The 23629-nt window shown below is 46.9% G+C and carries 18 protein-coding genes; 4 read left to right on the top strand and 14 right to left on the bottom strand.

The genetic code is table 11. From position 1 onward, the window contains the following. Positions 1–53 precede the first annotated feature (53 nt). The 8 genes from mmgD to NST20_RS02905 form a co-directional block, all read right to left on the bottom strand. A complete protein-coding gene (mmgD, locus tag NST20_RS02940) occupies positions 54–1175 on the bottom strand; it encodes a citrate synthase (protein WP_342400035.1) in 1122 nt (373 codons plus the stop codon). Between the two features lie 264 nt (positions 1176–1439). Continuing rightward, entirely contained in the window at positions 1440–1814 is a 375-nt protein-coding gene (locus NST20_RS02935; RefSeq protein WP_258921914.1) for a DUF956 family protein, read from the bottom strand. A 312-nt stretch (positions 1815–2126) separates the two neighbouring features. After that, positions 2127–3038, bottom strand: coding sequence for a PTS system mannose/fructose/sorbose family transporter subunit IID (locus tag NST20_RS02930; protein WP_342400034.1), 912 nt, complete (start codon positions 3036–3038; stop codon positions 2127–2129). A 19-nt stretch (positions 3039–3057) separates the two neighbouring features. Continuing rightward, positions 3058–3867 (bottom strand): PTS mannose/fructose/sorbose transporter subunit IIC, encoded by an 810-nt coding sequence (locus NST20_RS02925; protein ID WP_046721214.1) that lies wholly within the window; start codon positions 3865–3867, stop codon positions 3058–3060. A gap of 36 nt (positions 3868–3903) precedes the next feature. Then, on the bottom strand, positions 3904–4872 hold the full coding sequence (locus tag NST20_RS02920) for a mannose/fructose/sorbose PTS transporter subunit IIA (protein ID WP_342400033.1): 969 nt from the start codon (positions 4870–4872) through the stop codon (positions 3904–3906). A gap of 73 nt (positions 4873–4945) precedes the next feature. After that, complete coding sequence (locus NST20_RS02915) at positions 4946–5449, bottom strand: PTS sugar transporter subunit IIB (RefSeq protein WP_019722201.1); 504 nt, start codon at positions 5447–5449, stop codon at positions 4946–4948. Between the two features lie 337 nt (positions 5450–5786). After that, positions 5787–8648 (bottom strand): sigma 54-interacting transcriptional regulator, encoded by a 2862-nt coding sequence (locus NST20_RS02910; protein ID WP_342400032.1) that lies wholly within the window; start codon positions 8646–8648, stop codon positions 5787–5789. Positions 8649–9102: 454 nt separating this feature from the next. After that, positions 9103–11826 carry a GTP-binding protein gene (locus NST20_RS02905; protein WP_342400031.1) on the bottom strand — a complete coding sequence of 908 codons (2724 nt, stop codon included), beginning with the start codon at positions 11824–11826 and terminating at the stop codon, positions 9103–9105. 309 nt (positions 11827–12135) lie between these two features. Between NST20_RS02905 and NST20_RS02900 the strand changes: the two genes are divergently transcribed. Then, positions 12136–13188 carry a lactonase family protein gene (locus tag NST20_RS02900; protein ID WP_342400030.1) on the top strand — a complete coding sequence of 351 codons (1053 nt, stop codon included), beginning with the start codon at positions 12136–12138 and terminating at the stop codon, positions 13186–13188. Between the two features lie 211 nt (positions 13189–13399). Here NST20_RS02900 and NST20_RS02895 read toward each other — a convergent pair whose 3' ends face one another. The 4 genes from NST20_RS02895 to NST20_RS02880 form a co-directional block, all read right to left on the bottom strand. After that, positions 13400–13708, bottom strand: a complete 309-nt coding sequence (locus NST20_RS02895; protein ID WP_013858492.1) for an MTH1187 family thiamine-binding protein — start codon at positions 13706–13708, stop codon at positions 13400–13402. Positions 13709–13800: 92 nt separating this feature from the next. After that, positions 13801–15930 carry a YhgE/Pip domain-containing protein gene (locus tag NST20_RS02890; RefSeq protein WP_328004787.1) on the bottom strand — a complete coding sequence of 710 codons (2130 nt, stop codon included), beginning with the start codon at positions 15928–15930 and terminating at the stop codon, positions 13801–13803. Positions 15931–16125: 195 nt separating this feature from the next. Then, positions 16126–16338, bottom strand: coding sequence for a hypothetical protein (locus NST20_RS02885; RefSeq protein ID WP_342400029.1), 213 nt, complete (start codon positions 16336–16338; stop codon positions 16126–16128). Between the two features lie 47 nt (positions 16339–16385). Then, positions 16386–16574, bottom strand: a complete 189-nt coding sequence (locus NST20_RS02880; protein ID WP_026685048.1) for a hypothetical protein — start codon at positions 16572–16574, stop codon at positions 16386–16388. Positions 16575–16804: 230 nt separating this feature from the next. Here NST20_RS02880 and NST20_RS02875 point away from each other — a divergent pair, with 230 nt between their 5' ends. Then, positions 16805–18019, top strand: coding sequence for a 3D domain-containing protein (locus NST20_RS02875; protein ID WP_342400028.1), 1215 nt, complete (start codon positions 16805–16807; stop codon positions 18017–18019). 210 nt (positions 18020–18229) lie between these two features. Here the strand turns inward: NST20_RS02875 and NST20_RS02870 are convergent, their stop codons facing one another. Further along, positions 18230–19168 carry an L-lactate dehydrogenase gene (locus NST20_RS02870; protein WP_342400027.1) on the bottom strand — a complete coding sequence of 313 codons (939 nt, stop codon included), beginning with the start codon at positions 19166–19168 and terminating at the stop codon, positions 18230–18232. Between the two features lie 424 nt (positions 19169–19592). Next, positions 19593–19964, bottom strand: coding sequence for a hypothetical protein (locus NST20_RS02865; protein WP_019722187.1), 372 nt, complete (start codon positions 19962–19964; stop codon positions 19593–19595). 454 nt (positions 19965–20418) lie between these two features. Between NST20_RS02865 and ppc the strand changes: the two genes are divergently transcribed. Continuing rightward, positions 20419–23178, top strand: coding sequence for a phosphoenolpyruvate carboxylase (ppc, locus tag NST20_RS02860; protein ID WP_342400026.1), 2760 nt, complete (start codon positions 20419–20421; stop codon positions 23176–23178). A gap of 201 nt (positions 23179–23379) precedes the next feature. After that, positions 23380–23622, top strand: coding sequence for a hypothetical protein (locus tag NST20_RS02855; protein ID WP_035189433.1), 243 nt, complete (start codon positions 23380–23382; stop codon positions 23620–23622). Positions 23623–23629: the final 7 nt, after the last annotated feature.

Raw genomic sequence — 23629 nt, 5'->3', positions numbered from 1 at the left:
CAATCCCGGCTTTTTGTTCACTTTATCTCTTAATGGTCCAGCCTTTTTAAAACTTAATCTTTCGGATGCAAACCGCGCGGGCCTTTGTATTGGACGCGCGGACGGAACAGGCGGTTGTTTTCATGCTGCTCTATCACGTGTGCGCACAGCCCGACCGTTCTTGAGCTGAAAAAGATCGGCGTATAAAGCGGAATCGGAATGCCGAGCATCCAGTAAACTGGGGCTGCATAATAATCGAGGTTCGGATAGAGCCCTTTTTCCTGCGCCATAATTTTTTCCCCGGCTTCGCACATTTCAAGCAGCGAATGATCCCCTTTTTCCTCACAAAGTTCCTTCAGCGCTTCTTTCATCATCAGGGCGCGCGGATCCATCTTTTTCATGTAGACGCGGTGGCCGAACCCCATTACTTTTTCTTTATTTTTCAGTTTCGTATAAAGCATTTCTTCGAATTTTTCCACCGTGCCGGCTTCTTTCAGCATTTCCATCACCGCTTCATTGGCGCCCCCGTGCAGATGGCCCTTGAGCGATGCCACCGCGCCCGTTAACGCCCCGTATAAGTCGGACAGTGTGGAAGCAATGACCCTTGCCGTAAAAGTCGAATTCGGCAGTTCATGTTCGCTGTACAGGACGAGAGAACGGTCGAAAATGCGTTCCTCCCTTTCCGAAGGGACTTTGCCGGTGATCATGTACAGGAAATTGGCGCTGTACGGCAAATCCTGCCGCGGTTCAACCGGGTCTTCGCCGTTTAAAAGATGGTAGCTGTTCGCGACAATGTTCGGCACATTCCCGAGCAAATGGTATGCACGGTTTAAATTGGCTTTGCGGGAACGGTCCTGCAGGTTTTCATCATACCCCGAAAGCGCCGAAACCCCCGTACGGAGCGCATCCATCGGGTGGGTGGATGCCGGCAGTAGCCTCAAAATGTCCAGCACAGCTTCCGGAATCCGGTAGTTTTTCTTTAACGTTTCTTCCAACGCTTTTTTCTCGGCATCATTCGGGAGCGTTCCTTCAAGAAGCAAATGCACGATGTCCAGATAGCTTTTCGTTTTCGACAACTCGATCAAGTCATACCCCTTTAAAACGATCTCACCCTGGGCTGTATCAAGAAAAGAAAGCTCCGTTTCAACAGCGACAACCCCTTCAAGCCCCGGCACAAACTGTGTCGTGTTTCCCATCTCCATCCATCCTCCGTTTCTGTATTTTGCCAAAACTGTAAGCACTTACAGTTTTATGTAAGACAAAGCTGCCAATACCCCTGATGCTTTCATAAAAAAACATATCATAATATTTACAAAATGACAACGCCCACAGGCTCCGGATGGCGCTGCGGATGGCCCTGTGCAAAAAGGCCGGCTTCAGGGAAATTTTCCGTACGCTTCCTGCCATTTCCCGGAACGGCCAACAAAAAAAGACAAGTTTAACCTGCCTTGTCTTTTAAACTATTGCTTTTTCGGTTTTTTCTTAAAACTGCGCTTCACAACATCAAAGAAGCTCAGCGACTGGACCATCCGGTTCGGGTCAACATATTGGCGGACCGCCCGCAACACTCTTTTCGGATCTTTGGAAGAAAAGGTGTATGTCCCGTTTCGCTTCGTTTTAATTGCATAACGCGGGATCCATTTTCCCTTGAACATGACGGAAGCGATCACGTAATCGACTTCTTCCCAAGGAATTTGAATGAATTTGCGCACATCGCGCTCATTGAAAAATTCAAATCCTTTATCGCCGATCATGATCTTGCCGTAATCTGTCAATCCCATATGTGCGGCTGCCTTTGTCACCAAATCCACTTTTGTATTGATTGATTGGACCATTTGATCCACCCCGTTCTTTTCTTTTTGTGTTCCAAAAATTGATATCTATACAGCTGATCTTGATTTCCGGATCTTCGCTTCCAAAAAGGGGCCTGGTTGGCCGGTGAAACGGCTGTACGTCCCGTCTAAACCGGGGCCGGCTCCCAAGGCAAAATGCCGAAAGCGGCTTTTATAATAGGGAAGGCCTCTCCCTTATTATACGAAGTTTTACCGCCTGAAGCAAAACATACCCAGAACCCGTATACAACCCGGGGGCTTTCGGTTTCTTTGAAAAAAGCCCAGGCCAGAAAGCCCGGGCATGTGCCTTTTCTCTTACATTAAGTGAATTAAATGGAATACGATACCAACAACAAACAATCCAAGAATCATAACGATCGGAGACACTTTCTTTTTCAAGAGCCACATGCAGAACAGCGTCAAAAGCAATGGGGCAAGGCCCGGAATTAAGCTGTCCAGGTTGTCTTGCAATGTCGTGACTTTGACCGGTTCCAGTGAGAGGCCGGCAGCTTGCTGTTCGAGCGCCGTTTTAATCCCTTGCGCTCCGGCAGGCAAATGATCCCAGTCAATATAAGCGCCTTTAGAAAGTTTTACTTCTGATACAACCGGTGTAAATTTAATCGATACCCACCGGTTAACCAGTGCGCCAAGGATAAACATCCCAAGGATCGATGCGCCTTTTGTAATATCCTGAAGAATGCCGCCCGATAAGTCCTCCGTAATTCTTGAACCGGCTCTGTAGCCGAATTCTTGCGTATACCACAGGAATCCCATCCGGATGAGGTTCCATGCAACGAAGAAAATAATTGGCCCGAGAATGTTGCCGTCCATTGCAAGAGAAGCACCTAACGCACCAAGGATTGGCCTGACCGTGAACCAGAATACCGGATCCCCGATCCCTGCCAGAGGCCCCATCATCCCGACTTTCACACCTTGAATGGCTGTGTCGTCAACGGGGGCGCCGTTTGCACGTTCTTCTTCAAGCGCTAAAGTTACACCAACAATCGGTGCAGCGACATAAGGGTGAGTGTTAAAAAATTCCAAGTGGCGCTGCAGGGCAGCAGAACGGTCTTCTTTCGTTTTATATAATTTTTTGATGGCCGGAATCATGGTATATGCCCAGCCGCCGTTTTGCATCCGTTCATAGTTCCAGGAACCTTGAAGGAAAGTTGAACGCCACCATACAGAAATACGATCTTTTTTAGATAATTTTAGTGCTTGTGCCATTTTTCTGTCCGCCTCCTTCTTAGTAATTGTCAATAATATCGCCTAACGGATCGCCGGTGTTTGCATTTCCGCCGCCTTTACCGGAGCCGCCTTGTTTGGAGAGCGCCAAATAAATCAGTGCAAGTGACACACCGATACCGCCAAGGCCGATAAGGGTAATTTGCGAAACAGTTGCCAAAACGAACCCAATGGCGAAGAACGGCCAAACTTCTCTTGTCGCCATCATGTTAATGACCATTGCATAACCAACAGCAACGACCATTCCCCCGCCGATTGCAAGGCCATCTGTCAACCAAGCTGGCATGGCGGATAACAAGTCACGCACTGGCCCTGCGCCAATGGCTAAAACCAGGACAGCCGGAATCGCAATACGCAGCCCTTGCAAGCAAATCGCAACAATATGCCAAAATTCAACTTTTCTAATGTTTCCTTCCCGTGCTGCGGCATCCATTAAGTGGACAATCCCTGTTGCAATTGTACGAACGATGATGGTCAATAAAAGGCCGGCAACCGCAAGCGGGACGGCAATCGCGATTGCAGAAGATACACCGGCTTTGCCTGCGCCGCTTAAAACTAAGATAATGGCAGACGCAACAGATGCAAGCGCAGCATCAGGCGCTACGGCAGCCCCGATGTTTGCCCAGCCCAAAGCGATCATTTGCAGGGTACCGCCTAAGATAATACATGGCACCAAGTTACCTGTAACGAGGCCAATTAACGTACAAGCAACGAGTGGCTGATGGAACTGGAATTGGTCCAAAATCCCTTCCATACCAGCTAAAAATGCTACGATAAAGACTAGTATCATTTGGACAATATTTAAATCCATAACGAGTCGTCCTCCCTTTTCTCCTGATGGGCAGGATTATTTTTGTTTGTTCAGCTCTTCCTGAGCCCTTTTGAGAATTTCGTCCATGTCGCCTTTTGCATCGCCCGGAACTTTGCGCACATCAAATTTCAAACCAAGTTGTTTCAGTTTCTTGAAAGTATCGACATCGTCCTGGCTGAAGGCCAGTACCTTGTTTGGCTGGACTTTGCCCGGCGAGTGTGCCATGGAACCGACGTTGATTGTTTTCAATGGAACGCCGCCTTCAACCGCCCGGAGCACGTCCTGCGGGTTTTCAAAAAGGAGCATGGCGCGCTGGCCGCCGAAATGCTGGTCATCCTTTGCAAGTTCAATCATTTTACGGATCGGAACAACGTGTGCTTTTACACCCGGAGGCGCAGCCTGTTGAATCAGTTTCTTTCGAAGGTCGTCCTTCGCTACCGCATCCGATACAACGATAATGCGCGTAGGCCGTGTCGCTTTTGTCCAAGCAGTTGCGACTTGCCCGTGAAGCAGGCGGGAGTCGATCCGTGCCAGCACGTATTCAAATTTGCCAGGAGCCCCCACCGTTAACGGTTTCCCGGCAGCCTTGGAAGGTGCGGCCGGCTGTAATGCTTCAGGCCTTACTTTCACGCCTTCTTTCGCTGCGCCTAAAATATGCGCGGCAATGTCATGGGCTTTGTTCATCGTGGCGCGCGCTGCAAATGCTTCAATGAGCATTGGCAAGTTCATGCCTGAGACGATGGCCCACTTGTCTTTGTGTTCTTCAAACAAGCTGTTGGCCTGGTTGAAAGGTGTTCCGCCCCAAAGATCGACTAAGAAAAGGACTTCATCCTGGTTGTCGAAAGAGGCGACTGCTTCTTTCATTTTTGCCTTTACATTATCAGGGCCTTCGCTCGGCATCAATGTAACAGCTTTTACATTTTCCTGCTTTCCGAAGATCATCTCTCCGGATTGCAAGACACCATTGGCGAAATCGCCGTGACTGGCAATGATAATTCCTACCATCTTCTTACCTCCCTATTCGTATTGTTACAGTATCAATCTTATAAATAAGTTCTAAAGAACCTGTAACCAAAATTCATGGATGAAGCAGTTTCTCCTTTTTGATCAGCTGCATCAAATCGATTTTCCGGTCGGCAGGCACTTGGCGGATTTCCAATTCGATGCCGAGTGCAGCCAGCTTCGCAAAGGCCTGGACATCATCCTCATTGACTGAAATAAAATTGGTGATCATCTTCTTGCCTTCCGTAAAACGCATGCCGCCGATATTGATCGATTTCAAACCAACCCCTGCCCGGACAACCTCCAGTACATCCTGTGGCGAAACAAACAGCAGCATCGCTTTCATTTCGTCAAACAGCCGGTTTTGGTAAAGTTCAAGCAGTTTTTGCTTCGTGATGACATGTGATTTGATGCTCGGTGGTGTCGCTTGCCTCAACAAAAGCTTTCGAAGCTCGTCATTGGCGGCTTCATCATTGACCACTAAAATCCGGTCAATCCCAACTGCCCTCGACCAAACTGTGGCAACCTGGCCATGAATCAAACGATCATCAATGCGCGCAAGCCGTATATCCAATGCCATCCGACCACCTCCTGATAATCAATCGTAAAAAAATTGCCTTTCCGCCTTTTATAATGCAAGATGTGTGCCAACTTTTGAGTATCAAAAAACAGCCCTTGTTAAATAAGCGTTTTCAGTATCCCTTTTATGTTTATGATACACAAACCGTTTATTTAATACACATTGAAAAAGGGTTTTATTTTTCATTTCACTACTGTATTAAAAAGTTCTGCAATATCCGTATCATTTTGATACTTTTGGCCTGCATGTGCATTCTGTATCTGTGATATCCCTCCGTCTTTTTCCCCAGCATAAAAAAAAGCCTGCAAATAGCGAAACTGCGATTTGCAGGTGAGAATTACTGCACGGCTGCAGTTTGCTCGGCGGATAAATGGTCGATCATATCTGCAATATAATAGAGTTCATCATCCGACAGCCTCAATTTCAGCTGGTCTTCAAAAATTTGCGCCGCCTTTTTATATTTTTCGATTTTAGCCGCTTTTTCCAGCGTGATGTCGTTTTTGTAAATGAGGCCGGACTGGGTGACCATTCTTTCGAGCGCGCAACCGATATGAATATTCATATTGATTTTTGAAGCGTTGTTAAACGGCCTTTCCGCTATTTTTTCAAGGGAAGTGACAAACGCCGTAATCGCTGCGATCACTTTCTTTGGGTTTAAAAAGGTTAAAAATTCATTCAGGCTTTCTTCCGTCATTTCCCGCACCATTGCCGGAGACCTTGGCGGTTGTTTCAGCAGCTGGTGGTTTTGAATGAGATGGGTGACTTGCGTTTCCCCGTCACCCATAAACAAAGCTTCAAGCGGAACAAACGGGGCCTGGACTTTCGGATCGGCAATCCCGACAGCGAGCAAAATGTCATATTTCTGCATCAGCGTTTCTTTCTTTTCTTCTACTTCGTTGATCGGCAGCGGGATAACGGCAATATTGTTTTTGCCGATGTTTTTGAGCAGTCTTGTAATCAGCTGCTTTAATTTTTCCGCCGTCCCTTCCCCTGTTGAACAGACGGAAAGAATGGCCTGCGGTTTGACAGGCTTCCCTGTTTCCCGCGGTTTGCTTTCCATCTGGTAAGATCCGTAGCCGCGGAATTCCTTTAACGACTCATAAATATCGTCGAGGTCCATCTCCATAATCGTCGCTTTGCGGATCGCTTCAATGACGAGCGCCGTTGTCACCATATCGATGGTCCGCGTTTTGATGCCCGTTTCCTGTGTAATAATATCGCCGAACCCGGTCAGCGAGCCCATATCGACAAGCAGCAGGACACCTTTTCCCATATCAATTTCTTTTACCCGCCTCTTCATTTCCTCCAAAACATATTTCGGGTCCATATCGAGCGGCATATCGATGCAGTCCACATTCGATTCGCCTAGGAGGCTTTTCACAACACTTACCATGCTGCTTGCCGTGCTGAACCCGTGTGCGGCAACAAGGATCGCCACCTGCTCGGCCTTTTGTTCGTCTATAAGGGATGTGAGTAGAATCGTTAAATACATGGCTTCTTTTACCGGCACATGCACGCGGTATTTTTCCCCGATCATTTTGCAGATGTCAAGTGACAGCTGATACTCCTGCGGCCGGTCATTGATGACATTTTCGATATTCGTATAATTGGCTACCTGCTGGTTTTTTACCCGCTTCAGGAAGGAAGTCAAATGCAGGCTGAATGCCAGCAAAAAACGTTCATTTACTTTGCACTTCAGCCGCTTTTCCACGATATCCTGCACTTCTTCGCTGAAATTAAGGATATCTTCACTGACAATTTTTAAGATTTTCTCACGGTTCAGCGCATAGCTTGAAAACTTATTGTAAAACTTGTTTAAATGGATATCGATATCCAGCTTCAGAAACCGGTTAATGTCTTCATCCGACACGTCCTGTTCCATCATAAAACTGACTTTGTCCTCGATGATGTTGTACAGGTTAAAATCCGGTTCGTATGGGTCTTCTTCAAAGAGCGCCTTGTTTTCCCCTTCCGGATAAACCGTCAAATATGAATCAATTAAATCAGAAAGCTCCTGGATTTCCTGGCGTTTTCTACTAAAATAGAAGAAACCGTTTTTCAGTTCGGAAGGCAGATCTTTAAAATGGATGGTGATGACATCATCGCGCAGGCAGTGCAGAAAACCGTTGGCGCAGACAAGCTGTATGTTGGATTTCAACTGCCCGACGTTGCCGTATGACGTATTGCCAATTAATGCCTTCATCGATTCCGCATCAATTTTAATCGGTTTTTGGACGCGGTTTGCTTCAATGGCAAGCAGAAATTTCAAAATCTCTATCTTGTCAATTGCCGGTCGTTCTTCAAAAGACGGAATCCGGATCAGAATCGGAATACGGCGGACAAACGTTTTCAGCAAAGAAGATTCCGGGTCTTCCGTTGTCGCCCCGACGATCAGGACATTGGCGTTGCGATTCCGTTCGGTTTCCCCGAGCTTTGCATACGTCCCCGTATCCATAAAGTAAAAGAGCATTTCCTGGCCTTCAGGCGGGAGCCGGTGGATTTCATCGAGAAACAGCATGCCGCCGTCCGCTTTGGAAACAAGACCGTCTTTTTCGCTGTCCGCACCCGTAAAGGCGCCTTTGATATGCCCGAAAATGTGGGAAATGAGCAGCTGCGGGTTATTTGCATAGTCCGCGCAGTTAAAGACAATAAACTGGGCGTCTTCGTCCATAAACGGTGCTGCCAGTTTTGCATAATTGAACATCAAATTGGCAAACAGCGTTTTCCCGACACCGGTCTGGCCGACGATGAGCGTATGAAGGCCATGCGGGGGATAGAGGACGGCCGCCTTTGCCTGTTCGACCTGCACTTTCAGGCTTGTTTTCGAACCGATCAGGTCATCAAAGGGATTCGTTTCCCAAGCGGTATCATGATTCGCAGACGGGCCGTTGCCCGGATCCGGGCAACGGCCCGTCACTTCAAGTATATTTTCATATTCATATTGATCTTCCGGCAATTTCGTTCCCAGAAGGTCTTCCATGATTTGTTTGACCAAGTAATGAACCGGGCGGCCTTTTATTTTGATAATCCGTTTCTGCCGCAGCAGCTTGTTCAGCTCGGCACTGACATTGTTTCTTAAAATGCCAAGGTCTTTTGCGATATCCGAAGCCGTAAATCCTTCTATACGGATCCATTCATCAAGCGTTTTGCCTTGCGACTGTTCAACAAGATACGCGTAAATGCGGTCAATGCGTTTCAAATTGCCACCCCATTTCTAAGTATAAACTGTATCTTAATAGTATCACGAATGTATCATACATAATAGCATGAATATTTGCGAACATGTGTCAAGTTTTTGCCGGAAGGGGGCTTATTTTTAATACACTTCAGGCTCCGCGGTGCTTCCGGGAAAACAGGGCAGGAAAAAACAGCGCCGCATATGGGCGCTGTTCATCCAACAATTTCCGGCCGTTTCAAGCCGTTTCCATCCTTCTGCTTTCCGCAACATCCGGCCGGTTAATTTTTTTGTTCCGGAACCGGTCCATGCATGTATTTCCGGCGGAATCCAGGCGGTTCATTTATGATCTTATATTATTGAGGGCTTGCTAAATCAGCACTCAGACCCCATTTTCAGCACTTTAGCCATGCGTTCAGCAAGCCCCGTTTACCCCTTAAGTCTTGTACCTGCCCCGTCCACCCGCCTTGCGAAAAGCTTACACTTTCCCGCCTGTTTTCTGCCCGAGTTGCATCCATTCAAACTGGCGGAGTTTCAGCTCGAACAATTTCAGCGGATCCTGATACACTTCCGGATTTTCTTTCATATTCTCCAGCATCTCTTTTGTTTCGGCAATGGCCGCCTCTGTTTCCGCAATGGTTTCGCGGAGAACTGTTTCCGGATTTTTAAAGAACAGGCGGACATCGCGCTCAAGCCCTTGTTCAAACAGCTCGAATTGCAGCATCACTTTATTCGTGACAAGGTTTGCAATTTCCGTATAATCTTTGCTTTCGATAAATTTTTTATAGCGGTTATACAGCATCGTTTTGTTTTGCGAAAGCACGCCAAACAATTTGCCCGCGCTCTTTAACAGGACCTGCTGCGGCGTATGGCGCAACAATATATTGACCGGTTCAAAAGGAATTCCGTTTGCCATCCGGTCCGCATCACGCCGCCAGTCCTCCATAATTTTAAAATCACAGGCAAGCACAAGAATCTCTTCCCCGTACAACTTATTAAACCCTTCCGCCATTTCATCAAGATAATCCTGGCTTTGCTGCAATTCCCCTTCTGACGCTTCTATCCACTCCGCCACCAGTTCCTCGTATTTCGGGGAAATGGTCGTCTGCAAAAAGTGCCGGATCCGTTTGTTCATTTCTTCATTCAATTCAAGATGAATTTTCCGGAAATCACTGTCCGGCTTAATAAAATCGGCGCTTTTCCGTAAAATTTCCGGAATCCGGTTTTGCAGTTCATCGCGGATTTTCTGGGTCATACTGTGGTAGGACGAGCGTACCAGTTCGGTTTGTTCATGGATGACATCCTGAAGCTGGTTTGCCGCCCCGTTTAATTTTGCGTACAGATCTTCATGCCGGTTGATTGACTCTGCCAGATGCTGTTCATTTTGCAACCTTTGTTTCAGCAAATCGGCAATCGATTCCCGGATGCAGTGCGAAAGTTTGTCAATCCGGCTTTCTTCCAGGTTTTCCGGCTTGAAATTTTGCCGGAAAAAGCGGGCAAGATCCAGCCCTGCTTCCCGGGATGCATAATTGGACGTATAAGGGTGCAAGTTTGCCTGCGGAAAAATTGTTTTTACCTTTTGTACTGTTTCTTCCACTAAATCTGCCGCTTCCTGCTTGCTGTATATCATATCCATTTTGGACAGCAAAAAGTGAATCGCAAGCCCGGGCACTTGTTCCTTCATTTTCAACAGCATATCCGCTTCTTTGTCTGTAAGGGGATCATTTGCATTTAAAACGAATAAAACGCCGTCAACAAAACGCAAATACTCGTATGCTTTTCCCCGCCCCGGCCCGTTCAGCCCGGGTGTATCGATGAAAATAAGCGCATTTTCTTCCAGGAACCGGCTCGGGCCCCGCCATTCAAGCATGTCCCCGGGCTCCGGCGCCGCATTGTCCTCTTCCGTTACAGGCGAAATGCCTTTGTCCGAGATCACAGAAAGTGCATGTTCATCATCATGGCGCACCGCCATCACAAACTGTGTCGGCCATTCGGGCAGCGGGTCGGCCAACACCGACTGGATAAAGGCCGTCTTGCCGCTGCCGTTCATGCCGGCAACGAGAATATGCTGGACATCAAAGTCAATCAGCTCCCTCGCCATCCATTTCAAACGGGTGCTGACAGATAGCCCGTTCCTTTTTGCCCATTGCATAATGGAATCAAAGAGCCGGAGCGCATATTCAAGCTGGTCCAATGTTTGCTCCGCATGATGCAAAATCGTTTCCGCATCGGCAATTTGCTGCGGCCCGATGCTGCCCGGAAAAAGATCGCCCCATGCGAGAACCGCAGTGGATGCTTGAAGGGCGTGCGCCTGGTCCGTGATCCGCAGCCAGTTCGTTAAAATGCCCGGCATCACCGGTGCCAGTTGTTTTAACAGATAGCTGCCGCTGATTAAAGAAAGATAGGTTTCCTCGTAAATGGCAGACAGCTCGTGCCACGTTTCAAGCGAATGGAGTTCAAGTCCGGCAAAAAGGCCGTTAAATTCACGGAGCCAGCCAAGATACACGTCCTCCGTTTCGTAAGACCGCCAAAACGCAACCGCCAGTTGTTCAAACTGAATTTGATCCACCTTGTATAAAACGGACAGCGCATCCCGAAAATAATCCGGCGCAATCGTTTTGGTATGCCCATTTTCAATATACGACTTTAAATTTTGAAACCAGAACAGCGATTCAGTACGGATGGCTTCATTGACAGCCAGTTCAACCGCATTCATCCAGTCTTCGTTTTTTTCAAAGTAGGCACGGGCGATTTTCGTCACATTCGGATAGTCCGGGTTCATGGCGACCGCTTGTTTGATCGTCTGGACAGCCTGTTCATGCTTTTGCTCCTCCATATAAAGCGAGATAAGCTGAAGCGCAATCTCCGTCTTTAATACCATGGAGTCTGTCTGGACCGACTTGTAAATTTCTTCGGCCATGCTGGTGAGGCCGAGTTCAAAATAAGCATCCCCCATGTTTTTTTGCGCCCACGGTTCAAAGTCGTTATGTATGCTTTCCCATTTAAAAACGGCCGCTTCGTAATCTTTATAATGAAAATAAATTTCCCCTTGTGCAAAGCGGATATAGGAAAGATCGGCATTTTCAAGGGCGTTTTCTTTTTCGAACGCTTCCCCGAGCACTTCAAGCGGATGGCGCTCTTCCCCTTCTTTGATAAACGTTTCATAATAAGATTTTTGGACAAACTGGTCTTCCGGCTTCATGATTTTCCTCCTCACACGGCCTTTTATATCTCTATCATATGGCATCCGGGATGCAGCGATGTGTAGAATTTTGTCGATTACTTTATTTTATCAAAACATCTCCGGCAAAAAGTTTCAGTTCGCTTTCAATTTTGATACAAAAATGAAACATTTGCCATATTTTCGCTTGCATGCCGGCAATTTTGAACATGCTTCCCGTTTATCACGCCGTTTCCGCTCATGGCATCATACACGGAAAAGCGCCGGAATGAACGGGAAACGTTTTCTATGTTATAATATTCACATTACAGATTGGAAGGAGCATCAGCCATGGGAAAGACAAAATGGACAGGGTATGCCGGCACCTATACAAAAGGCGCCAGCGAAGGGATTTACACCTTTACCCTTGATACAGAAAAAAAGCAAATTGAAGATGTGAAAGTTGCCGCCAGACTGGGCAATCCAACTTATCTTAATATCACGGCAGACAACCGCAATCTGTATGCCGTTGTCAAAGAAGGCAGCCAGGGCGGGGTTGCGGCTTTTTCAATTGATGCGGAAACCGGTGCTCTAACAGAGTTGAACCGCCAGTTATCCGGCGGCGCCTCCCCGTGCCATGTCAGCGTGGATTCAGCCAAGAAAACGGTCGTCTCCGCCAACTACCATAACGGGACGGTCAGCGCCTATCTGACAAACAAAGACGGCAGCCTGCAGCCGGCAGTAAGTGTTATCGAACATACCGGCTCCGGCCCGAACCCTGAACGCCAGGAAAAACCGCACGTCCATTTCGCAGACTTTACCCCGGATAAAAAATATGTCGTCGCGGTGGACCTCGGCAATGATACGATTACAACGTACGCGCATGATGGCGGCATATTAACGGAAAAAGCCGTCCTTTCCGTCCGCCCGGGAAGCGGCCCGCGCCATCTTGCCTTTCATCCGGGCCGGAAATTGGCCTACTGCATGACAGAATTGAGCAATGAAGTGATTGTGCTCGAATTTGACGAAGCTTCCGGCACGTTTAAAGATGTCCAGTATATCAAAACGATTCCGGAAGATTTTACGGAAAACAGCCAGGGAAGCGCAATCCATCTCTCTTCCGACGGCCGTTTTGTTTATGCCGGAAACCGCGGCCATGACAGCATTGCCGTGTTTGCAGCCGGCCCGGACGGCAAACTGTCCCTTGTTGAATACACTTCAACCGAAGGAAGCTGGCCGCGCGACTTTGTGCTTGACCCGACCGAAAAATTTGTCGTTGCCGCAAACCAAGAATCGGGCACGCTCGTTTTATACGCCCGCGATCCGGAAACCGGGATCCTCACTTTGCTGCAAAAAGACGTCCCGGTTCCGGAAGCGGTTTGTGTAAAATTTTTGCACGGGTAAAATTTTAGCGATTCAAAAGGCGGGTCCCGGTCCGCTTTTTGCTTTTTCCGGGGAAATTCTCATCATTTTATCATTTTCATTTCACAAGTTTTTCTTTTTCATGTTTTACATTTAGGACAGCGGCAAGGAATTGCAGCAAACCATATTTGGCCGGGCTTCCCCCAGAGCCTGGCCAAACCTCCTTTTATCATACCGGCCTTGTGCCGGTTTTTTATTGGCCGAGTTTTTCGGCGACGGAGGCCAGTTTTCCTTCCATCGTGAGCTGTTTGTCCCTGCGGTCGTCGATGCGGATATTCGTTTCAACACGCTTTACGCCATTTGAAAAAGGGATTTCATGCAGTTTTTCAATGATTTCAAACAGGTCATGGATGTCCCCTTCTATTAAAGTGCTCATCGGGGTCAGCTTGATTTTCACCCTTCCCTGTTCTTTTCCCAGCGCCTTCTCAATCTCCGCCACATATTTGCTGATGCTTGTTGAATCCGTTCCGACCGGAAATATGGTAATATCGGCAATCGCCAATGCAATCCCCTCCTAATATTCTTCTTTCTTATTATAATCCAACTTTATTTTTCATGTCTTCCTTCTCATTTTTCTTGTCTATTCCGCTTTTTTCATTCGAATAGCCCGCTTTCTTTCCCTTTTCTTGTAAAACGTTCGGTCATACGGCTGAACAGTTTTTTGGCTGCGGTCCCGAAAATAAGCGCAATTGCCAGAAATCCTGCCAGATAAATGATATCTGTGATCACAGCCTCCATCAGCATCCCGCCAACAGCTTCACGCATTAAGCCAATTCCGTAAGTAAATGGCAGGAGCGGATGAATATGTTGAAAGAAAGACGGTTCCATCTGGATTGGAAAAGTGCCGCCCGAACCGGAAATTTGCAGGACAAGCAGGACAATCCCAAGTGCTTTTCCCACATTGCCAAAAACAGAAACGAGTGTATAGACCATCACGGTAAAAACAGCACCAATCCCGATACCGAATAAAATAAACCAGGCTTTTTCCTGCACATCCACATGTAAAATAAAAAGGTCACCCGCCGCCGTTATCGCCGACTGGAAAAACGCAATCGTTAAAAACAGGAGCAGCTTGCCGAAATAGACTTGCCAGCTGGCATATGCGCCGCCATGGTGGTGTTCAACCGACAGCAGGGATACCAATAGCATTGCCCCCACCCAAAAAGACAGGACTGTATAAAACGGAGCCATGCCCGCACCGTAATTTTTGATTGGATATAGAACTTCTTCCTTCAGCGATACCGGCTGTTTTAAAAACTCGCTTTCTTCTTGTGCATCGTTCTTCAGCAGTTGAATCCACCGGTCTATATTTCCCTGTTTTTCAAACGCCCGGATTTTACCAGCCAGTTCCCTGATTTTTCTCTCAGCAGCTGGCAGTTCCGTTTCAGCCGTTTTCAATTTTGCTTTCCCGATTGCAAGCCCGGTTTTCGTATCGTGGAGAATCGCCTGGATATCCGGCAGACTGCCTTCCAATTTTTGAAACAGCTTGTTTGCTTTTGCACTGTCCTGCCCGGCTTGTGCCACAAATGTTTTTAAATCCGCGGCGATGGCTGCACCATCGTTTTCAAGCAGGCTGCCGGCGATGGCCCCGGCACGGCCGGCTTCCTGCTTTAGATCTGCCTGCAATGTTTCCGGCAGCAACCCGTTATTGACCTGTTGGAGAATTTTCCCGTTTAGGTCCTGCTGTTTTTGAAAGGATTGGCTGAGTGCAATAAACCGGGCTGCCATACGCTTAAGATGTTCCGAACCGGTTTCTTCAGCAACGGTTCGGAGCAAATCACTGAACGCGTCAGAGATTTGCTTGCTATTTTGCAAAATTATCGTATTTTTTGGCGCTGTTTCTGCAATTTTCGTTTTGTCTGCCAGCATACTCACCTGGTTCGAGACTGCAGGGGCGGCATTCAGTGCTTCCAGTCCGGTTTTGATCACGGTATCCGTCTGCTCAAGCAAACTTCCAGTGTTTCCAAAAAAGCGGGACATGTCCCCTGAGACGGTTTTGCCGTGTTTTGCAAGCAGCAGGACATCGGGCATCGCGCTTTCTGCCTGTTTTCTTACTGCGTCTGCTTTCGTAATATCCCGATCTGCCGTCCTGATGATCCGGTTAATCTCCGGAATGTCTCCCTCCAATCTAAAAACCCATGCTTTAAAATTTTCAATATCCGGCAAATCCCTTTCAAGTTCAATGCCGATTTGATTAAACATTGTAAAAATCGCTTTGCTAACGGTTTTTACAAATTGCGCACTAATTTGCTGTGTAATGGCAGACGCACCCGACCCTGTTATTCTAGGCGCAATCGCATTGATTTTTTCATTAACGGTATAAGTAATGACCGGTTTCTCCGGCTTATCACCCAGGATGGAAGCCAGTTTTTCCGAAAAATTTTCCGGGATGGTCAGGCTCGCATAATATTCTCCGGTCTTTACGCCGCGTGCGGCTTCCTTCTCCTGCACAAACCTCCAGCCGAGCGCTTTATTTTGTTTCAACTTTTTTATAACTTCATTCCCGGCGTGTACTTTTTTTCCGTTGATCGCTGTCCCCCGGTCCAAATTCACAACGGCTACCGCAATTCCTTTTGTGTGGCCGTATGGGTCCCAGGATGCCTTGATGTTAAACCAGGCATACAATGATGGAAGAATGATCAAGGCGGCAATGATCAGGCTTGCTGCCCAGTTTGTTGTCATTTTTTTCAAATCAGTTGCATAAATCCTCCATACCTTTTTCATTGGCAGCCTCCAAGTGTTGTTGTATCTTTATGTTTTCCAACCGCTTGAGCTGTCATGCACACGCAAAAAAGCCTGTGCGTCTCCGTTTTCGCACAGGTAATGTTAATATGATGAATGAAGGCCGGTGCCCTCACTTTGCGGTTTTACAAGCAGCAAGTCCGTTATTTCACAGGCAATGTCCGTTTCCCCTGCACCTTATTCATGTCCAAAAACCTGCTTTATTTCCGCCTGCAGCTGCTCCAGTAAAGGAAAAGAATGGTGCAACGCAATAGTTTCTGCAATCTTTCTATAGTACCATTCCTGCTTTTCTTTCCCACGGCTAAACGCATTCCACACGCTTTCCCCGCTTTTTCGCAATTCTTCGTGTATCGTTTTCAAGTTATGGAGTTTATCTGCGCATATGAGCATACAAATTTCCTCTTCTATCGAAAAGCTCAGCACTACTTTTGGACTTCTTAAACATCAAAAGAATCCTTGACCGGCACAAAGGCACAGAATATTCCTTCCCATCCTGTCTGAATTGAAAAAGAAGCTGATCCTTGCTTCTTTTTATCTATTTTCTTTGCCTTTACCCCCGCGAATTCTTTTATGTTATCACTTTTTCCCACTTCTCGATATGCTTTATCCGACCATTGCTTGAGCACAGTGATTTGCCGCTGTACCCGCTTTATTTCTTTTTGCTGCTTTTCATACGCCTGGAGGCAAAAGTCTTATAACTGCCCATCATTAGCCGAAAAAGCACCCAAATCTATCTTTTCCCTTTTTCACATAGATTGAATCCGTTTTCATTCTCGTAATATGAATTTAATCGTATTGTAATCTTCCTTTCTGCCTATTTGTGTTATAACAAGAGTACGGAGAAGGGAGTTGTCTTATGCACTTAAAAAGGCGAATTGCAGTTATGGCGTTTGCCATATTCGTTGGCACGGCACAACTAAATGCCTATGCAGAAACAGATCAAGGTTCCTTACAGAAAAAATTGGATGAAAATACGCAAACCATTCAAAAGAAAGAATCGGAGAAAAAAGCCGTCGAAAGCAAAATGGAAAATTTGCAAAAAGACTGGAACGCATTGCAATCATCCATTCAGAAAAATAAAGAAAATATCGCAGCAATTGAAGCGAAAATCCAGTCAGCAAAAGATTTGATTGAAAAGAAAAAAGAGGAAATCGTAAAGCTGGAGGACCAAGTTTCTGCACGGGAAGGCGTGATTAAAAAACGCCTCGTTGCCATGCAAAAAAACAACCAATACGACTATGTGATTGAAACGATTTTAAACGCGGAAAGCATTGGCGACCTGATCAACCGGGTCAGTGCAGTCGCGACACTGCTGAACGCTGATACAAGCCTTTTGGATCAGCAAAAAGCGGACCTTGCGAAAATTGAAGCCGATAAAAAAGCCATTGCAGACCAGGAAAAAGTGCTCGAACAGGAGCAGGCAAACTTGAAAAGCAGCCAGGCAAAACTGCAAACAAATTTAAAAGAAAAGGAAAAAGCATTGTCGGGATTAAAATCGAAGTATGACAGCATTCAAAATGAGCTGTCAAAAGCGGAACAAAAACAAACCGACTTGAATACGAAAATCAGCAACCTGCAAAAAGAAATAAAGGCACAGCAGGCGGCCGCAAAAGCCAGGGAAGAAGCCCTCGCAAAACAAGCGAGAGAAGCTGAAGCCGAAAAGGCAGCGGAAGCGCAAGCTGAAAAAACAGCAGAAACACAAGCGAAAAAACCAGCGGAAGCCGGTGCCGGGAAAACGGCCGGAACCAAATCCACCGCATCTTCCGGCCACAGCACGCCACAAGGCAAATCCTTTTATGTGACGGCGACATCTTATAACCATGAAGATACGAAGCTGGATATTACCGCTTTGGGATATAACATTAAGAAAAACCCGAACATGAAATTGATCGCTGTCGATCCGTCGGTCATTCCGCTCGGCAGCAAAGTCTGGGTTGAAGGATACGGGGTTGCCATCGCAGCCGATACCGGCGGTGCCATTAAGGGCCATATCATCGATGTCCTGATGCCGAACAAAAAAGCTTCCATCGCATGGGGGCGCCGTACGGTCAAAGTGATCATATTGAATTAAGAAAAAGCAGCCTTGAATCGATTCAAGGCTGCTTTTTTATATCCGCCTATGGCAGGCCCGCTCCTAACCCCGGCAAAAAACAGGCCCATGCTTTTCCCGGAAAGCGGGGCAAGCATGGGCACTTTTTTCGGCAGTCCGCCTTAAGCAGGCGCCGGGATTTTTTTCAAAGAAAAAGCCGGGCCTCCCATAAAGCCCGGCCGGCACAAATGCTTACAATATCGGTGCCATTGTTTTTTTTAGCACTTTTACAGAATGATTGAACTGTTCCTGTTCTTTTTCGTTCAGTTTGATTTCAACCACTTCACGGATGCCGTGGCGATTGATGATGGCCGGAACGCCAATGTACACATCGCTGTTTCCGTATTGGCCTTCAAGAAATGCAGAGACCGTCAATACGCTGTTTTCATTGTTCAGGATTGCCCTTGTAATCCGGGTCAGGGACATCCCGATGCCGTAAAATGTGGCCCCTTTTCGTTCAATAATATGATAAGCCGCATCTCTCGTATTGACAAAAATGTCATCTAACGTCTTTTCGTCAATAATTCCTTTTTGTAGATAGCTTTCAATCGTATCGTAACCGATATTTGTATGGCTCCATACCGGAAGTTCCGTATCGCCGTGTTCGCCGATAATCGCAGCATGCACATTGCGCGGGTCAATTCCAAATTGGGCGCTCAAAGAGTTGCGGAGACGCGCGGAGTCAAGCACTGTGCCCGAACCGATAACATGTTCTTTCGGCAGGCCGGACTCTTTCCAAGTTACATATGTCAAAATGTCAACCGGGTTGCTGGCAACAAGAAAAATCCCGTTAAAGCCGCTGTCCATGATGCTCTTAATCATGCCTTTAAAAATTTTTGCGTTTTTGGAAACAAGATCAAGCCTTGTTTCGCCCGGTTTTTGCGGGGAACCTGCCGTAATGACAACAAGGTCGGCAGTGCCGCAATCGGAATAATCGCCTTTCCAAACGCGGGTCGGCGTAGGCGCAAATGGCAGGCCGTGGTTCAGGTCCATGGCTTCCCCTTCTGCTTTTGCTTCGTTAATATCGATTAAAACAAGCTCTTCTGCAACACCCTGATTAATCATGGCGTAGCAGTAACTTGTACCAACTGCACCCGTTCCAACCACTGCAATACGATTGACTTTTTTCATGTATAATCTTCCTCCCCATCAAAAGTAAAAAATATTTCCACTGTATGAAAGCAGTTTTGCAAGCCCGGCATGGCGGGCCCCTATCCAGTCTATGGATATTGTGCCAACTCCTAATGGATTCCATACTGCTTTTCCTTTAAAGCAGGACGATTAAACTTTTGCAGCAAATGCTGCCATGCGGTTTGTGAAAAAGATGGACGGCATGCCCTTTTATGGCTGAAATGGATCGTTCCGTTCATTTTCCTTCATTCCACATGGGTAAGTATACCACTATTTTTGTGATTAGATTCACATATTTTATGGCGAAAATTTGAAAATTTATCTGCCCAAATGCCCGGTTTTAAAGGAAAATGACGGTTTTTCAAAATCATCCGTTTACATTTTTCACAAATGGTTTTATTTGAAAGAGCCAGATATGTAAGCGTTATTCATTCTTGTGCTGATTTTCACAAAGTGCCCCGGATGGAGGAATAAATGGCTGATCCCGCCCAACTGATCTCTGCCATTTTTGCTCCTGAATGCCTGCCCTCCAAAAAAGCGGGTGCTGCCCGCTTAAAAGAATCTGCTTCACATGCATGGAGGCGTGCCCGCCAGACATCGACAAAAACGCAACTGTACAGCCATTCAATTGTGCACCAAAAATGAACATCGTGTGGACAGCCAGTACGACGGGCAAAATAAAGCCGACCATAAAATCAACTTCATATAAGTGCACTTTTTTCTCTCCATACCGGCTGCTTTCATTTATTATCAAAGAAGAAGAGAACGGTTTCAATGCCAATTCTTTTCTTTCCATTCCTGGTACTTTCCATGTAAAAACACGAATGATATTCGCAGTTGACTTTCAATTGTTCGTGTTTTATCCTTAATTTAGGGCTTGCTGAACGAATCCGATTATGGCTTGTATCTGATTTGTCAGCAAGCTCTACCTCAATATCATAGGAGAATGCATCTGCGAAAATGCTTTATTCTGTCCTCTCTGTATGTTGAATCAGCTTTAGAGTGCAAAGTTTTTCCTGCATTTTTTATAAAACCCTTGCATTTAAAGTTCGGCCAAAGCTGTCAGTATCCTTACCAAGTCTAGGACTTTTGCTTATTCAGCAAGCCCTAATTTATCTCTTTATGCGGGAAATGTTCCTTTACTGGTTTTTAATTTTATAAAGTATTAGACTTTTTTCATTTTACAAGTATAATAATAAGTATCATTTTCTTTGTGCATTTTTCTGACCAAATGAAAGGAGCGATTATCCTTGCATCAAATTGATGAAAAGAAAGCCCCCCGGATGGCCCTGCAGGCAGACATGGATTTTCTCGCCGGGCTGCTGGATAAAGTGATCCTATTTGAAGGCGGCGAAGCATTGCTTAAAACAATCCAAAATATTCGCTCCCTGGCACAAAAAGCGAGGGAAACCGGCGATGAGGCTTTCTACCTTCAATTAAAAAAAGAAATTACAGATCTGAATCCGCCAGAACGGCAGGAAGTCATCCGCGCTTTCTCTACCTATCTGCAATTATTTAATATTACCGAGCAAAATTTCAGAATTAAGCGCCGGCGGGAGTACCAGTCGGAAGATACAGACCAGGTCCAACCGCGTTCACTTGAAGATGGCATCGAAACGCTGCGGAAAGAAAAAGTGCCGGCTGAAGTGGTTGCAGAACTGCTGAACAGTTTATCGCTTGAGCTGATTATAACGGCACACCCGACAGAAGCAACGAGGCGGACCATTCTGCAAATCCATAAACGCATTGCAGACCTTTTAAAAACGCTCGAATTTGCAAGCACCCGTTATGAGAAAAAAGTTATTGAAGAAACGATTTTGAATGAGATTACCATTTTATGGCAAAGTTCCGAAATCCGCGAGAAGAAACCGTCCGTTCTAGACGAGGTGAAAAACGGGCTTTATTATTTCGACAATGTCCTGTTCGACGTGCTGCCGCGCATACACGAAGACCTAGAAGACTATCTGTACGAATCGTACGGACAGCGTTTTAAAGTCCCTTCTTATCTTCATTTCGGATCGTGGATCGGCGGCGACCGGGACGGGAACCCGAACGTGACCGCGGACATCACCTGGAAAACGCTCGAGATGCAGCGTGAACTCGTATTGGAAAAATATAAAAAGTCGCTTACCACACTCCGGGAGCTGCTCAGCCATTCTGCCAAAAAAGTAAGCGCCAGCCATGCCCTGCTTGCGTCTGTGGAAAGCGAAGAAAATACAATGCCGGCTGCAAAATTATGGCCGACAAAAGATGAAATTTACCGCAGAAAGCTGGCGATTATGATCCATAAACTGGAATGTGTGGGAAAAAGCAATGGCGGCTACCAGTCCGCAGAGGAGCTCCTTGCCGATCTGTATATGATCCGGGACAGCGTGAACCAGCACCATCCGGCCGGGCATCCGATTAAATTGCTCCGCAAAGTTATCCGCCAGGTCGAATTGTTCGGGTTCCACCTAGCATCACTCGATATCCGCAACCATAGCGGCGAACATGAATCGGCACTTGCCGAGGTGCTTTATAACGTCAATATCGCGAAAGACTATAAAAATCTGCCCGAAAATGAAAAAGTCGCGGTGCTCCTGAAGGCTTTAAACGACCCGCGGCCGATGATTTCAATCTATGATACGTTTACGCCGGAAACGCAGGAAGTCATCAACACATTCCGGATGATCAAACGCGCCCACCAAACATTCGGCGAACGGTCCATCCAGGTGTATTTGATCAGCATGGCACATTCGGTCAGCGACGTGCTGGAAGTGCTCGTGCTCGCGAAAGAAGCCGGCCTGTACCGCGTCTACCCGAACGGCGAAATTTTAAGTGAGATCCATATCGCCCCGCTTCTTGAAACGATCGAAGACTTGCGGAACGGCGCGAAAATGCTCGAAACCCTTTTCCAAATGCCCATTTACCGCAACCATTTAAAGGTGCGCGGCAATCTGCAGGAAGTCATGCTCGGCTATTCCGACGGCAGCAAAGACGGCGGCACGATGACGGCGAACTGGCAGCTGTACAAAGCACAGAAAGAGATCCACGAAATGGGTGCCAAATACGGCATTAAGCTGAAGTTTTTCCACGGGCGCGGCGGTTCACTCGGACGCGGCGGCGGCCCGCTTTATTCAAGCCTTTTGTCCCAGCCGCCGGTTACACTTGGCGACGGCGTGAAAATCACCGAGCAGGGTGAAGTGCTGTCATCGCGCTATTTGCTGCGCGACATTGCCTACCGGAGCCTTGAGCAGGCGACATCCACGATGATGTGTGCCATCACAGAACAAAAACAGAACGAGAAAAATGGCAAAACGCCAAACGAAGAAGCTGTCAGGGCAATGGATAAAATTTCCGAATATGCGCTTGAAAAATATCAGGAACTCGTCTTCCGCGACCCTGACTTCCTGTCTTATTTCAAACAGGCAACGCCTTTAAATGAGATCGGTGAACTCAACATCGGCTCCCGCCCGATGAGCCGGAAAGGGAGCGCCCGTTTCGAAGACTTGCGCGCCATTCCGTGGGTATTTTCCTGGACGCAAAGCCGCCAGCTCCTTCCCGCCTGGTACGCAGCCGGGACAGGCCTGAGCAAATATGTGGAAGAAACCGGCAATTTCAAGTTGCTTCGGGAAATGTATGCATCATGGCCGTTCTTCCATGCAACGATCAATAACCTGCAAATGGCATTGATCAAGGCGGAGCTTTCCACGGCTGAAGAATATACAAGGCTGGTGAAAGATCCTGAAGTTGCCGGCCGGATTTTCGGCCTGATCAAAGCGGAATATGAACTGACGAAGGAAATGGTTTTAAAGATTGCGGACCAAAAAGAGTTGCTGGATTACACGCCGAACATTAAAGAATCAGTGCGCCTCCGCAACCCGTATGTCGACCCGCTGAACCTGTTCCAGGTCTATCTTATTTCGCAACTGCGTGAACGCGAAAACAAAGATGAAAAAGCCCGGCACCTGCTGATGGAGGTCCTGCTTACGATCAACGGCATCGCCGCAGGGCTCCGGAATACAGGCTGATAGCAATCCCAAAAGCTCTTTTTAAAACAAAAAAACCGTTGGGAAAATCATTTTTTCCCGGCGGTTTTTCTCATTTTCCGGATGTTTTTCTGAAGGGCTGCCCCGAAAAGGCTGGCGGGAGCCCCCTTTTTTGACGGAAATGGTAAAAAGAATGCAGCACTTATTGTATAATGGGTTTAAGAATATGCCGGGGGTGGGCCAATGGATGACTTTATCGGATTGATTTCAGTCATTTTAATTTTTTCTGTGCCGATTGTCGCAATTGTAACGAATTTTTTTAAGTCGCGTGAAAAAATAAGAGTACAAGTTTTGGAGAAAGAACTGGAGCTCGAAAAGTTAAAAAACGAAAACTTCCTGCTGGAAACAGAAAAAATGAGGCTGGAATTGCAAAAAATGGAGCTGGACGGGCCCAAGGATGAGTGGGTAATAAGCCGGGACCGGTAAATGTAAA

It is taken from the genome of Weizmannia sp. FSL W8-0676 (assembly GCF_038593015.1).
Lineage (GTDB): Bacteria > Bacillota > Bacilli > Bacillales > Bacillaceae_C > Weizmannia > Weizmannia coagulans.
This window is presented reverse-complemented; position numbering and strand designations above follow the sequence as displayed.